Source organism: Alishewanella jeotgali KCTC 22429 (assembly GCF_000245735.1).
GTDB classification, from domain to species: domain Bacteria; phylum Pseudomonadota; class Gammaproteobacteria; order Enterobacterales; family Alteromonadaceae; genus Alishewanella; species Alishewanella jeotgali.
In genome coordinates, this window is sequence record NZ_AHTH01000005.1 from 222,990 (window position 1) to 236,210 (window position 13,221).

Sequence of the window (13,221 nt, forward strand, 5' to 3'; positions counted from 1 at the left end):
TTATACCCGTTGTTTTTGTAAGCCAAAAGCCGGTGCTGCCTTACCCCTGCGCTGGCTTAATACAAACACCGACATCGCCACAGATGCAATCACGCCGGGTACGGCAAAGGCCATAAAGTTAAGTTGCAATGGCAGGCTAATCGCCAGCAAAGACCCGCCCAGCAAGGGGCCAACTATGGCGCCGTTACGGCCAATACCTGATGCCCAGCCAAGACCGGTGGAACGGATATTCAGGTTATAGAACTGTGCAGCACAGGCATACAGCAGGATCTGACTGCCAATGGTGGTGGCGCCGGCAATGGCAATCAGCGAATACAGCACAACCATCGGTGGTTTAAAGCCAAGTAAGGTAATAGACACCGCGGCAATAGCAAAAAACACCGCCAACACCTTGGGTAGATTTAGTTTATCACCCAGCACGCCGCCACCGACCGCACCAAAGATGGCACCAAAATTCAGTACCAGCAGGAAGGCTAAACTGGAGCCCAGACTGTAGCCGGCATTGGCCATTAACTTCGGTAACCAGGAACCCAGCGCATACACCATCAGCAAGCAGCAGAAAAACGCCAACCACAGCATCAGGGTGCCCAGCGCGCGACCATCGGTAAATAGCTCTTTAACCGGTTTACCAGCAGGTTTATTGTCGGCTAAAAGCAATTCAGATTGCGCATTTAACCGCACCGCCGGCTCTACCTTTTGCAGCATTTGCCGCGCTTCGCTATGACGGCCGCGTTTAATTAAAAAGCCAACCGACTCTGGCAGTAACAGCATAATCAACGGCAGTAATAACAGCGGGATGCCGGCAAGATAGAACATAATTTCCCAGCCAAAGTTGGGCAAAAGCCAAATGCCGAGGCCAGCCGACAACATGCCGCCGACCGAATAACCGCTAAACATAATAGCAACCAGGGTGCTGCGGATTTTCTTCGGCGCATATTCGTTCATCAGCGCCACCACATTGGGCATCACGCCGCCAATACCTAAACCAGCAATAAAGCGGCAAATGGCGAATTCAGTCACATCACGGGCAAAGCCGTTTAAAAAGGTAAAGCCGCTAAATAGCACCACACAGATGGCGATGGCTTTTTTGCGGCCAATTTTGTCGGCCAGCGGACCAAAAAACAGTGCGCCGAACATCATGCCAAACAATGCGTAGCTGCCAAGGGCACCGGCTTGCATTGGGGTAAGTTGCCATTCCTGCATCAGTACCGGCAGCACGACACCGTATATCACCAGATCGTAGCCGTCGAAGATAATAATCAGTGCACAGAGTAGCAGTACCCGCCAGTGAAAGCGGTTAAAGTGAGCGTTGTCGATGGTTTGGTTGACATCGAGCCTGTTGTCGGACCGGTTGTTGCCGGCGGGGTGTATTGTTGTGTTTGGCATTGCGGTGTTCTCTCTATCTTCCTGTTAATGGATAGGCTGGCGAGGCAACCCTATCGGTATGGTGTATTTTTCACCATTAACCAGAAGATACGCTGCTTATAGCGTGATAATCCAACACCGAATCAGTATGTCACTATACCGAGAAAGTATGGAAAACTATTGCTATTCGGGTTTGGATATGCTTGAAAAACAGGCGGGGCTTGCTGCAAAAAACTACCTTAAAGCGTCTGGATAAGCGCATCCGGCGGCAAGCACACCGTGCAACTTTGACGGGACACGCTGTGGATACATCCCTAACGGTTACAAACTTCATCCATGAAGTTTGCCCTGCGGGCCAGCTAAAGCTGTTCAAATTTGCTCCCGGCAAATTTGTGTCATTTTTCATCCCTGAAAAATACATTCCCTTACAAAGTGCACGGAATGCTTACCACCTCGTTCAATATCATACTGCCAAGCGTTCTTGGGCATTATGACTATAGCATCTGCCTGCTCGCTTCAGCCGGATTGGCTGGTTATTAACAACATCGAGGTTGACTTAAAATATACTTACAGAAAGTAAAAAAACCAACTGAGCTATATAGAACTATGAGAAAGTTTTTCGACTGATGTTGCAAGTAACACCTTTGTAGCCAGGCAGCGAGCCGATATTGCTAAACAAAGCGTGTACGGCATGGATGCCGGACAGGAGCCTACAGGGATGTATTTACGGCGTCTTTGTGTGCAATATCGGCTGGTAGCAGCCTGGCGGTTCGATTCAGATGCTCTGTCAGGCAGCGAAAAACTTCAGTGAGCTAAATCCAACTCCGGGGAAACTCTCAAATGGTGTCGCAAGTAGCGCCTTTGCAGCCAGGCAGCGAGCCGATATTGCTAAGCAAAGCGTCTTTCGCATGGATGCGAAAGAGGAGCCCCCACGGATGGGTTCACGGCGTCTTTGCGTGCAATATCGGCTGGTAGCAGCCTGGCGGTTCGGTTCAAATGTTCTGGCAGACAGCGATGAAACTTATACAGTGGTAAAAGTGCACTCATCACTTTTTAAAGTAGCATTTTGAACGTCTGAAAAAGTAAAGCTGCAGCACACAACCCTGTCCGCTGCAGCTGTAAAGAAAGGTTAAGCCCGCAAAAACTGACTTAGCGCCCGGTTAAAGGCTGCGGGTTGTTCCAGATTGGAGATATGCGAGGCTTTTAACGATACCAGGCTGGCACTGGGGCAAGCCTGTACAATCGCCTCGGCGTCTGCCACCGTGGTTACCGGATCGGCGCTACCGGCGATAACCAACAACGGCAACTGGATCCGTGACAGATCCGCGCGTAAATCTGCCTCGGCCAGGGCATCGCAGCAGGCGGCATAACCCTCCTTATCTTGCTCGGCTAAGGTATCCGTTAACTGCTCAACTAAAGCGGCATGCTTGCGAATAAAGCCCGGGGTAAACCAGCGCTGCGGCGCTGATGTTGCAAGCTCTGCCAGGCCTTGTTCACGCACCGCTGCTGCCCTGCTCTGCCAGCCTTCTTTTGTGCCGATTTTCGCCGCGGTATTAGCTACGACGATCTTTAAAAACCGCTCCGGCGCATAGACTGCCAACCATAGCCCGGTTAAGCCGCCCATCGAAATACCGCAAAAATGCGCCTTTTTAATGCCAAGCGCGCCCAAAACGCATAGTGCGTCCTGCCCCAGCCGGGTCAGGCTGTAAGGACCGGCGGGTTTATCCGACTCGCCGTGCCCGCGGCTGTCGTAGCTAATCACGTAAAAGTATTTAGTCAGGGCATCGATTTGTGGCTGCCACATTTGCCAGCGGGTACCCAGCGAGTTGGACAGCAGCAGCGCCGGATTGGCCGGGTCACCGGCCGTTTGATAGTAAAGTTGCACCCTATCGTCAGTTTTAACGAACATCTGCTGCCTCCAGCCGTTCGATAATCATGGCGATGCCCTGACCGACGCCGATACACATGGTGCATAAACCATAGCGACCGCCGCTACGCTCCAGTTGTTGCAGTGCACTAATCACCAGCCGCGCGCCGGATGCGCCCAGTGGATGACCGAGCGCAATAGCGCCGCCATTAGGGTTGACTCTGGCGTCATCATCGGCCAGACCCAGATCGCGGGTAACTGCCAGTGCCTGCGCGGCAAAGGCTTCATTGAGTTCAATCACATCCATTTGCTTAAGAGCAAGCCCGGTTAACGCCAGCACCTTTTTTACTGCCGGTGCCGGGCCGAAGCCCATAATCCGTGGCGCGACGCCGGCGACGGCAGTACCTAAAATACGGGCGCGCGGCGTCAGTTGCTGCGCTTTTACTGCTGCTGCCGAGGCCAGTAACAAGGCACAGGCGCCATCGTTGACGCCGGAAGCATTACCAGCCGTGACCGTGCCGCTGGCTTTGACTACCGGCTTTAACTTTTGTAACGCCGCCAGGGTGGTATCCGGGCGCAGGTGTTCGTCTTCGCTGATGACTAACGGCTCGCCTTTACGCTGTGGGATCAATACCGGCGTAATTTCTGCCGCCAGAATACCGGCATGTTGTGCTGCGGCGGCGCGCTGTTGGCTGCGCAGTGCAAAAGCGTCCTGATCGGCGCGGTTGATATTAAAATCTTCGGCGACATTTTCGGCGGTGGCGGGCATCGCATCCACGCCATGCAATTCTGCCATTAGCGGATTGATAAAGCGCCAGCCGATGGTGGTGTCTTCAATTTTTTGATTGCGCGAAAAAGCGCTGTCAGCCTTACCCATCACAAAGGGCGCCCGCGACATACTTTCCACACCACCGGCGATCAGTAATTGCTGCTCGCCACTTTTAATAGCACGAGCAGCAATAGCAAGGGCATCCAGGCTGGAGCCACAGAGCCGGTTAACGGTAGTACCCGGCACTTCGACCGGCAAGCCGGCCAGTAAGGCTGCCATTCGCGCTACGTTGCGGTTATCTTCACCGGCCTGATTGGCGCAGCCATAGACCACATCATCCACTGCCTGCCAGTTGACCTGCGGCTGGCGGGCCATTAAGGCTTTAATCGGTACCGCGGCCAGATCATCAGCGCGTACGGCAGCTAAGGCACCACCAAAACGGCCAAAGGGCGTACGGATGGCATCACATATATAGACTTCACTCATCGTTAGCTCCTTGGGCTTACTGACAGTTAGCAGAAAATTGCAGCGCAGCACCGGTCATCGCCTGCAACTGCTCACGGGTAATACCCGGTACCATTTCCTGTACCAGCAGGCCCTGTGGTGTCACATCAATCACCGCCAGATCGGTGTAAATGCGATCGACACAGCCGACGCCGGTCAGCGGATAGCTACAGCGTTCAACAATTTTCGGCTCGCCTTTTTTGGTGACATGATCAGTAGTAACAAAGACTTTGCGGGCACCCACGGCTAAATCCATGGCACCGCCGACAGCCGGAATGGCATCAGCGGCACCGGTATGCCAGTTGGCCAGATCGCCATTGGCAGCGATTTGAAAGGCACCGAGTACGCAGATATCGATATGGCCACCGCGCATCATGGTAAAGGAATCGCCATGATGGAAATAACAGCCGCCGGTGAGTAAGGTAACAAACTCCTTGCCGGCGTTAATCAGCTCCGGATCTTCTTCGCCCGGCGCCGGTGCCGGGCCCATGCCCAGCAGGCCGTTTTCGCTGTGTAAAAAGATTTCTTTTTCCGGATCGAGAAAGTTGGCAATCCGCGTTGGTAAGCCGATACCGAGGTTGACATAGCTACCTTCCGGAATATCGCGGGCAACCCGCGCCGCCAGTTGATCACGGCTTAATGGCTGATAGGTCATCATGCGGCTCCTTATACTGCAACCAGTTGTTGAACAAAGATGCCGGGCGTTACCACCTGCTCCGGATCAAGCGCGCCCAGCGCGACAATTTCGCTAACCTGAGCAATGGTGACCTTAGCCGCGGCGGCCATAATGGGGCCGAAATTACGCGCGGTTTTACGGTATACCAGGTTGCCCCAGCGATCGCCCTGCTGCGCTTTAATCAGCGCAAAGTCGGCACTGATCGGGTATTCCAGCACATAGTGTTTACCATTGATTTCGCGGGTTTCTTTGCCTTGGGCCAGCAAGGTGCCGTAGCCAGTAGGGGTAAACACTGCGCCAAGGCCTGAGCCGGCGGCCTGAATCCGGCAAGCCAGGTTGCCCTGTGGCACTAATTCCAGCTCTATCTCGCCGGCACGGTACAGCGCATCGAACTCATAGGAGTCGGACTGACGCGGGAAAGAGCAGATAATCTTTTTCACCCGGCGGGCTTTTAACAGTGCCGCCAGCCCGGTGTCGCCGTTACCGGCGTTGTTATTAACAATGGTAAGCTCGCGCGCGCCCTGAGCGATTAAGGCATCAATCAGCTCAGCCGGCTGGCCGGCGCTACCAAAGCCGCCAATCATCACCGTTGCGCCATCGTAAATTTGCGCCACCGCGTCAGCGGCGGTTGCCACAGTTTTATCTATCATCTGTTCACCTGCTTCGCTGTGCCAGCAACTGGCAAAGCTTAAGTTAAAGAGTTATCGGCGCTGGTTCGCCCTGTTTGCCGCTTAGCCCTGATCGCCGCCACCGACCGGCAAGACGGTGCCGGTAATGTAAGAGGCCTGTTCCGAGGCCAGGAATAAAATCGCCTGCACCTGCTCGTTAATGCTGCCGTAGCGCTTCATCAGGCTCGATTCGATGGTCTGATCGACTATTTGCTGATACCAGATCTGCTCGTCGGCACTCAGTGGCTTGGGGTTGCGCGGCACTTTGCGTGGTGGCGCTTCGGTACCGCCGGTGGCGACCGCATTGACCCGGATGCCATCCGCCGCATGCTCAAATGCCAGACTGGCGGTTAACGCATTAACACCGCCTTTGGCAGCCGAATAGGGAATGCGGTTAATACCGCGGGTGGCAATTGATGACACGTTAACGATGGCCCCGCCTTGCTGCGCCAGCATCGTTGGCAATACCGCGCGACAACTCCATAAGGTCGGCATTAAGGAGCGGCGGATTTCAGCTTCAATTTCATCCGGCTGATAGTGCTGATATGGCTTAGCCCAGATGGTGCCGCCGACGTTATTGATCAGTACATCAATGCGGCCAAACTGTGTCAGCGCCGCCTGCACCATTTGCTCGGCACCGCTCCAGCTTTCCAGATCAGCTTCCACGGTCAGAATATCGCTGTCAGCCAGGCCGGTTGCGGCTTTAATTTCCGCGGCCACCTCCGGCAAAAAGCTGGCGCGGTCAACCAATACCAGCTTGGCGGCTTCCTGTGCCAGCGCTTCGGCGACACCGCGGCCGATGCCCTGAGCTGCTCCAGTCACCAGTACCACTTTATTGACAAAGCGTGCGTTCATCTTAAGCTCCGACACTGGCCGAGAATTTCTCGTAGTGGAAACTTACCGGGGTGATTTGTGCGGTATTCAGCCAGTTGCGGACCGCATCCACCATCGCCACCGGACCGCACAGATAGATATCGACATCGCCCTGATTGAGCCAGGTGTCGTCAATATGCGCCGTAACATAGCCCTTGCGCGGATGCTGACTGGCCTCGCTGGCCACCACAGTGCGATAGTCAAACCAGCTATGCGCGGCTTTAAAAGCAGCCAGTTTGTCCAGCTCGACTAAATCCTGATCGTGAGTTACCCCAAACACCAGATTGACCGGATAGGCACTGCCGGTTTGCGCTAACACATCCAGCATCGCCATAAAGGGCGCAATGCCGGTACCGCCAGCCAGCATCAGTACCGGCCGTTGTACTGGTCGCAGATAAAAGCTGCCGTAAGGGCCGCTAAAGCTCATGGCCTGGCCAACTTTAGCACTGTCAGTTAAAAAGCTGCTCATCAGGCCGCCCGGGACATTACGTACGATAAAGCTGACGCTATCCTGCCCCGGCCCAGAGCTAAACGAATAGGCACGGCTATCCTGGGTGCCCGGTACGGCGACCTTAACGTACTGCCCAGCCAGAAAACTTAGCGCAGCAGGTTGCTCTGGCGCGATAGTAAAGCAAATGGTGGAATCGCTCGGCTGGCTAAGCGCTGTCAGGGTGCCGGCAAATTCGGCCATGCCGGTTTTACAGCTGGTCGACGAAGCCGGAATTTGCACCACGCAATCAGACTTGGGCCGCATCTGGCAACCCAGAATATAGCCTTGTGCGGCTTCTTCCGGGGTTAGCGCATCTTCGATATACAGCTCGGGCGGCATCTCGTACTTGCCCGACTCACAAAAGCCGCGGCAGGTACCGCAAGCGCCGTCGCGACAGTCCAGCGGAATATTGATTTTCTGGCGGTAAGCAGCATCGGATAGCAGCTCGCCGTCTTTGCAGTCGATAAAGCGGGTGACACCGTCTTCAAACTGTAAGGCAATACGAAAGGTCATAGCAGGCTCCCCCGGCAATTAAATATGATAAATATCAATAACCTGATGGATATAGTCATTTTTCAGCACCACATACTTGTCGCGGATTTTCGGGCTGCCGCCACTAAAATCAATCACATAACGCGACATGCCAAAGTGGCTGAACGTGGTTTTGTAGCGATGACTCAGGGTGTGCCAGTTAAAACGCACCGTGACGAAATCGCCCTGCTGCGCTACCACTTCGATATTGCTCAGGTTATGGCTGGTGCGGGTATCCGGCATGGTAGCGCTGGAGCGTTCGGTTTTGATCCGGAATACCCGGTCTTCCAACCCGGCGCGATTCGGGTAATAAATCAGCGAAATTTCGGTCTGCGGATCGGTAACCAGTTTGTCGTCGTCATCCCAGGATGGCATCCAGAACTGCGCCTCATCGTGATAACACTGCAGCCAGTCATCCCATTGTTCGTCATCAAGCAGACGCGCCTCGCGGTATAAAAAGGCACAAAGTTGCTGATAATCAACCGCGCTATTACTCAGCTTATTCATACTTTGCCTCCTTCTTTGGCCAGTGCGTCTTGCATTACTTTTAACCAGTAGCTGTGCTGCACGGTGTATAAGCCTTCATCTTCGGTTTTCAGGCCACTCATCACCGGCTTTAAACCAATTTCCTGTGCGGCCTGATCGGCCCCCTGGATCCAGTGCGTGGCACCGCGACACATATCGTTCCACTCCATCACCTTGCCGGCATAACCCTGCTGACAGGCGCGGAATTCTTCCAAATCGTCCGGAGTGGCCATGCCACTGACGTTAAAGAAATCTTCGTACTGGCGGATGCGGCGGGCGCGGGCCTCTGGCGCTTCGCCTTTGGGTGCAATGCAGTAGATGGTGACTTCGGTTTTATCCACGCTTAGTGGCCGTAACAGCCGGATTTGGCTGCCGAACTGATCCATCAGATAGACGTTCGGATACAGACAGAGGTTGCGCGAGCGCTGGATCATCCAATCCGCGGTGGGTTGACCAAACTTGTCGGCAAATTCCTGATAGCGCGGAAAATTCGGCCGATCTTCCGGGTTGGCCCAGTTGGTCCACAGCAGCATATGACCCTGCTCAAAAGCGTAGAAACCACCGCCCTGCTGGCCCCAACGGCCGGCATCCATCGCTTTGATGTTATCTTCGCGTTTGGCCGCTTCTTCCTTACGGCGGTTGGTGGTAGCTGCATAGTTCCAGTGCACGGCAGAAACGTGGTAACCGTCGGCGCCATTTTCAGCCTGCAGTTTCCAGTTACCATCAAAGGTATAGGTAGAGGAGCCGCGCAGCACTTCCAGGCCATCGGCTGATTGATCAACAATCATATCGATGATTTTCGCTGCTTCGCCCAAAAAGTCCGTCAAGGGGGCGACGTCCGGGTTCAGACTGCCGAATAAAAAGCCGCGGTAGCTTTCAAAGCGCGCTACTTTTTTCAGATCGTGCGAGCCTTCTTTGTTAAAGCACTCTGAGTAACCGGCATCAACAGGATCTTTAACCTTTAACAGCTTGCCGCTGTTATTAAAGGTCCAGCCGTGGAACGGACAGGTAAAGGTGGCTTTGTTGCCTTTTTTATGCCGGCACAGCTGGGCACCACGGTGGCTACAAGCATTGATAAAGGCGTTCAGCTCGCCGGCGCGGTTGCGGGCAATAAAGATTGGCTGCCGGCCAATATAGGTACTGTAGTAGTCATTGGTATCTGGGATCTGGCTTTCATGGGCCAGGTAAATCCAGTTACCTTCGAAGATATATTTCATTTCCAGCTCAAATAAACGCTGGTCGGTAAAGGCGCTGCGATGCAGCCGGTAGTCGCCTTTGGCCTGATCTTCAATTAAAAAGTCGTTCAGGGTGCGCTCGTTTAGCGGCCGGTCCGGATCGATCATATACATAGTGTGTTACCTCAAAATCAGTTTCATACAGCCTGAAAAAAGGCGCAGCAGTCTCTACTATGGCTTACCCAACTGCTGCGCCAAGGGAACCCGGTTAGAACCAGGAGTTAACTCCTGGCGAACTAAGCCTAAGCTCAGGCCCGGGCGCGACGCCGCTCAACTTCTGTCGTTGGCGCGGCCGCCACTTCTGCATTTAAGTGGAAGTCAAAATCAATTGAGGCGAACGGTTTGCTGACACCATGCTTGGCCAGTTCAGCCGGATCGCTGACTTCAACCACCGGCGGCACCAGGCCTTCACGACTGGCAAAGGCAAAGTCGTCCCACAGGTATTCGTCGCCGTCGATATTGATTTGGGTGGTCAGTTTGCGATGACCGGCGGCGCTGACAAAAAAGTGGATATGGGCCGGGCGCTGACCGTGACGGCCTAATAACCCCAGTAATTTGGCGGTGCTGCCATTTGGCGGACAGCCGTAGCCTTTAGGTACGATGCTCTGGAACTGATAACGGCCGTTGTCGTCAGTAATGATGGTGCGGCGCAGGTTAAAATCAGACTGCGATTTATCAAAGAATGAGTAGTTACCGAGCAGGTTGGCATGCCAAACTTCAACCTGGCTGTTCGGCAGCGGCTTGCCATCGGCGCCATAGACGGTGCCCTGCATAAACAACACCTTGCCTTGTTCAGACTCAGTACCGTCATCCAGTCGCGCAAAGCCTTTGGCAACAGGCGCACCGGCCACATACAGCGGACCTTCGATAGTACGTGGCGTGCCACCGGTGATACCAAGCTTGGCTTCGGCTTCGTCAAAACGGATATCGAGGAAGCGATCTAAGCCGATGCCCGGGGCAATTAAGCCCAGCTCCATGCGGCCGCCCGCTTCCTGCAGAAACTCTAAACCCTTCCAAACTTCGCTGGCGCTAAGATCCAGATCTTCAATCGCTTTGAATAAGTCACTTACCAAGCGCAGTACAATTTGCTGTACCCGCGGGTTCGCTGCAGATTGGGCGGCGTCGATAATAAAGCCTTTTACTAACTGGTCGATTTCGTTATGTGTCATGGTGTTGTCCCCTGTCGGTATCAAATTATGTGTGAGAGTGGTTTAACGGTCGTCGTCATGGATCGAGGACGGATGCCGGCACAGCGGTGTGACCTCAATCTGCATAAAGGGATACAGCGGCAACGACAGCAGCAGGTTGTGCAGCTCTTCGTTACTGGCTACATCAAAAATACTGGTGTTGGCATACTGGCCGGCAATGCGCCATAGATGGCGCCATTTGCCACTTTGCTGCAGTTGCTGCGCCAGCGCTTTTTCGCGGTTTTTAAGGTCGTTGACCTCGGTTTCGCTTAAATGGGCGGGGATGCTTACATCCATCCGTACTTGAAATAACATGCTAAAGCTCCTTAAGCCGGGCGACGCCAGGCAGCAATTTTGTCAAGATCCAGCGCCAGCCCCAGACCCGGTGTGGTCGGCAGTTGCAGCGCAAAATCACGGTATTGCAGTGGCTCGGCCAGAATGTCCTGCTTTAGCAGCAGCGGGCCGAATAATTCGGTACCAAATTCCAGTTCATCGAAGGTGGCGAACAGCTGGGCCGAGGCCATGGTGCCAACAGCGCCTTCCAGCATGGTGCCGCCGTACAGGCTAATGCCTGCTAAACGGGCGATGGTGCCAAGCTCTTTGGCCTGGGTCAGGCCGCCGGACTGGGCAATTTTTACCGCAAACACATCAGCGGCATTCAGGCGCGCCACTTCCCACGCATCCTGCGGGCCGTTCAGGGTTTCGTCGGCCATAATGGCCACGCTAAAGCGCTGTGCCAGCCGTGCCATACCGGCGCGGTTTTCCGCTTTTAGTGGCTGTTCAATTAAATCGATACCACCATCCTGTAACTGCTGGATCGCGGCGGTGGCCTGCAGTTCCGACCAGGCCTGGTTGACGTCGACGCGGATACTGACGTCAGCACCGAGCGCTTTTTTAATTGCCAGTACATGCTTAACGTCGTGCTGAATGCTGTTTAAACCGATTTTCAGTTTGAAGCTGTTGTGGCGGCGCAAGTCGAGCATCATTTGCGCTTCATCGATATCCTTGGCGGTATCGCCGCTGGCCAGAGTCCAGAGCACCGGTACGCTGTCACGCAGGCGGCCACCCAAAAGTTCGCTCATTGGCACACCCAGACGCTGTGCCTGAATATCCAGCAGCGCAGTTTCCAGCGCACATTTGGCAAAACGGTTGCCACGGATATTTTTACGCAGGCGGTACATCAGGGCGCCGACCTGACGCTCATCTTGCTGTAGTAATAAGGGCGCGATATGCTGGCGAATATTCACCGCTACGCTTTCCGGGCTTTCGTCGCCATATTTCAGGCCGCCGATGGTGGTGGCTTCGCCCCAGCCGCTGTAACCGTCGTCAGTTTGGATTTGCACCAGTACCAGAGTTTGGGTGCTCATCGTCGCTACCGACAACTTGTGGGGCCGGATGGTCGGGATATCTATCAGAATTGTTTCAATCGCCTTGATCATATCGTTTCGGTATAGTTAAATCGGATAACCGGACAATACTTCGGCGTTAATCGCAGTTCCAACACTATGTTGGTATCAACTCCATACCAAAAAGGTATAAACGATGGAAATTCGGCATTTACGGTATTTTGTCGCAGTGGCAGAAGAGCAGAATTTTACCCGGGCGGCGGAGCGGCTTTTTATTGCCCAGCCGCCACTTAGCCGGCAAATTCAGCAATTAGAAGATGAACTTGGTGTCAGCTTATTCGAACGCAGCAGCCGGCCGTTGCAGCTGACCGAAGCCGGCAAATTTTTATATACCCATGCCAAACGGCTGCTGGCCAAAAGTGCTGAAATCAAAACCATGACGCAGCGGGTTGGCAAAATAGAGCGCAGTTTATCGATTGGTTTTGTTGCTACTACACTATATGGCTTGCTGCCACGAATTATCCGCCAGTTTCGCGAGCAGCATGCCAACGTCGAGCTGACCCTGCACGAAATGACCACCTCAGAGCAGATTGAAGCGCTAAAAGCCGGCAAAATTGATGTTGGTTTTGGCCGCTTACGGGTCGAGGATCCCAGTATCCGACGTATTTTGCTGCGCGAAGAGCCGCTAATGGTGGCGCTGCCTTCCTCGCATGCCCTGGCCAAAAAAGGCCAGAAGTTGACGCTGCGCGATCTGATTGATCAGCCGCTCTTGGTGTTCCCAAAGCAGCCGCGACCGAGCTTTGCCGATCAGATCCTGGCGCTGTTTTATGATCGCGGCTTAACGCCGAATAAGGTGATTGAAGTGCGGGAGCTGCAAATTGCTATCGGTTTAGTCGCCGCCGGTGAAGGCCTGACGATAGTACCCAGCAGTATGCATGCCTTTATCCGCCAGGATGTCAGCTATTTGGATCTGGACGAGCAACGCGCGGTGTCACCGGTGATAATGAGTATCAGGATGGGTGAACATTCGGATGATTTAAAAGCATTATTGCAAAACATCTACCAGGTATACGAAGACGAGCGCATCCGCTATATCCGCGAAGAGCTGTAAGCCTTTTGATGCAGCGCAGGCTGTTGGCAGAAATTTTCTGGCATACTGTATTTAACTGGTGAAAAAAGGAACAA

At 53.9% G+C, this 13,221-nt stretch carries 13 protein-coding genes; 1 reads left to right on the plus strand and 12 read right to left on the minus strand.

The features are described 5' to 3' along the window. The 12 genes from AJE_RS02575 to AJE_RS02635 all read right to left on the minus strand — a co-directional run bounded on the left by AJE_RS02575 (nucleotide 1) and on the right by AJE_RS02635 (nucleotide 12,129). Nucleotides 1-1,386 carry an MFS transporter gene (locus AJE_RS02575; RefSeq protein WP_008949527.1) on the minus strand — a complete coding sequence of 462 codons (1,386 nt, stop codon included), beginning with the start codon at nucleotides 1,384-1,386 and terminating at the stop codon, nucleotides 1-3. 1,108 nt (nucleotides 1,387-2,494) lie between these two features. Further along, nucleotides 2,495-3,274, minus strand: a complete 780-nt coding sequence (gene pcaD / locus AJE_RS02585; RefSeq protein ID WP_008949528.1) for a 3-oxoadipate enol-lactonase — start codon at nucleotides 3,272-3,274, stop codon at nucleotides 2,495-2,497. Further along, a complete protein-coding gene (pcaF, locus tag AJE_RS02590) occupies nucleotides 3,264-4,487 on the minus strand; it encodes a 3-oxoadipyl-CoA thiolase (RefSeq protein ID WP_008949529.1) in 1,224 nt (407 codons plus the stop codon). The genes pcaD and pcaF overlap by 11 nt, the downstream gene beginning before the upstream one ends. A 16-nt stretch (nucleotides 4,488-4,503) precedes the next feature. Then, a complete protein-coding gene (locus tag AJE_RS02595; protein ID WP_272941529.1) occupies nucleotides 4,504-5,163 on the minus strand; it encodes a 3-oxoacid CoA-transferase subunit B in 660 nt (219 codons plus the stop codon). An 8-nt stretch (nucleotides 5,164-5,171) separates the two neighbouring features. Continuing rightward, nucleotides 5,172-5,831: a 3-oxoacid CoA-transferase subunit A gene (locus AJE_RS02600; RefSeq protein WP_008949531.1), complete on the minus strand. Its 660-nt coding sequence runs from the start codon at nucleotides 5,829-5,831 to the stop codon at nucleotides 5,172-5,174. 81 nt (nucleotides 5,832-5,912) lie between these two features. Continuing rightward, a complete protein-coding gene (gene benD / locus AJE_RS02605; RefSeq protein ID WP_008949532.1) occupies nucleotides 5,913-6,704 on the minus strand; it encodes a benzoate diol dehydrogenase BenD in 792 nt (263 codons plus the stop codon). Nucleotide 6,705: 1 nt separating this feature from the next. Further along, nucleotides 6,706-7,725: a benzoate 1,2-dioxygenase electron transfer component BenC gene (gene benC, locus AJE_RS02610; protein WP_008949533.1), complete on the minus strand. Its 1,020-nt coding sequence runs from the start codon at nucleotides 7,723-7,725 to the stop codon at nucleotides 6,706-6,708. Between the two features lie 18 nt (nucleotides 7,726-7,743). Then, entirely contained in the window at nucleotides 7,744-8,250 is a 507-nt protein-coding gene (gene benB / locus AJE_RS02615; protein ID WP_008949534.1) for a benzoate 1,2-dioxygenase small subunit, read from the minus strand. After that, nucleotides 8,247-9,617, minus strand: a complete 1,371-nt coding sequence (gene benA, locus AJE_RS02620) for a benzoate 1,2-dioxygenase large subunit (RefSeq protein WP_008949535.1) — start codon at nucleotides 9,615-9,617, stop codon at nucleotides 8,247-8,249. Before benA ends, benB begins: the two co-directional genes overlap by 4 nt. 134 nt (nucleotides 9,618-9,751) lie before the next feature. Then, complete coding sequence (gene catA / locus AJE_RS02625) at nucleotides 9,752-10,672, minus strand: catechol 1,2-dioxygenase (protein ID WP_008949536.1); 921 nt, start codon at nucleotides 10,670-10,672, stop codon at nucleotides 9,752-9,754. Between the two features lie 42 nt (nucleotides 10,673-10,714). Next, nucleotides 10,715-11,005: a muconolactone Delta-isomerase gene (gene catC, locus AJE_RS02630; RefSeq protein WP_008949537.1), complete on the minus strand. Its 291-nt coding sequence runs from the start codon at nucleotides 11,003-11,005 to the stop codon at nucleotides 10,715-10,717. A gap of 11 nt (nucleotides 11,006-11,016) precedes the next feature. Beyond that, entirely contained in the window at nucleotides 11,017-12,129 is a 1,113-nt protein-coding gene (locus AJE_RS02635) for a muconate/chloromuconate family cycloisomerase (protein ID WP_008949538.1), read from the minus strand. Between the two features lie 103 nt (nucleotides 12,130-12,232). Here AJE_RS02635 and AJE_RS02640 point away from each other — a divergent pair, with 103 nt between their 5' ends. Beyond that, nucleotides 12,233-13,147 (plus strand): LysR family transcriptional regulator, encoded by a 915-nt coding sequence (locus AJE_RS02640; RefSeq protein ID WP_008949539.1) that lies wholly within the window; start codon nucleotides 12,233-12,235, stop codon nucleotides 13,145-13,147. Nucleotides 13,148-13,221: the final 74 nt, after the last annotated feature.

Excerpts from the sequence above, each read along its gene's own strand:
- AJE_RS02575 (WP_008949527.1), bottom strand. The coding sequence starts at position 1,386 with ATGCCAAACACAACAATACACCCCGCCGGCAACAACCGGTCCGACAAC.
- pcaD (WP_008949528.1), bottom strand. The coding sequence starts at position 3,274 with ATGTTCGTTAAAACTGACGATAGGGTGCAACTTTACTATCAAACGGCC.
- pcaF (WP_008949529.1), bottom strand. The coding sequence starts at position 4,487 with ATGAGTGAAGTCTATATATGTGATGCCATCCGTACGCCCTTTGGCCGT.
- AJE_RS02595 (WP_272941529.1), bottom strand. The coding sequence starts at position 5,163 with ATGATGACCTATCAGCCATTAAGCCGTGATCAACTGGCGGCGCGGGTT.
- AJE_RS02600 (WP_008949531.1), bottom strand. The coding sequence starts at position 5,831 with ATGATAGATAAAACTGTGGCAACCGCCGCTGACGCGGTGGCGCAAATT.
- benD (WP_008949532.1), bottom strand. The coding sequence starts at position 6,704 with ATGAACGCACGCTTTGTCAATAAAGTGGTACTGGTGACTGGAGCAGCT.
- benC (WP_008949533.1), bottom strand. The coding sequence starts at position 7,725 with ATGACCTTTCGTATTGCCTTACAGTTTGAAGACGGTGTCACCCGCTTT.
- benB (WP_008949534.1), bottom strand. The coding sequence starts at position 8,250 with ATGAATAAGCTGAGTAATAGCGCGGTTGATTATCAGCAACTTTGTGCC.
- benA (WP_008949535.1), bottom strand. The coding sequence starts at position 9,617 with ATGTATATGATCGATCCGGACCGGCCGCTAAACGAGCGCACCCTGAAC.
- catA (WP_008949536.1), bottom strand. The coding sequence starts at position 10,672 with ATGACACATAACGAAATCGACCAGTTAGTAAAAGGCTTTATTATCGAC.
- catC (WP_008949537.1), bottom strand. The coding sequence starts at position 11,005 with ATGTTATTTCAAGTACGGATGGATGTAAGCATCCCCGCCCATTTAAGC.
- AJE_RS02635 (WP_008949538.1), bottom strand. The coding sequence starts at position 12,129 with ATGATCAAGGCGATTGAAACAATTCTGATAGATATCCCGACCATCCGG.
- AJE_RS02640 (WP_008949539.1), top strand. The coding sequence starts at position 12,233 with ATGGAAATTCGGCATTTACGGTATTTTGTCGCAGTGGCAGAAGAGCAG.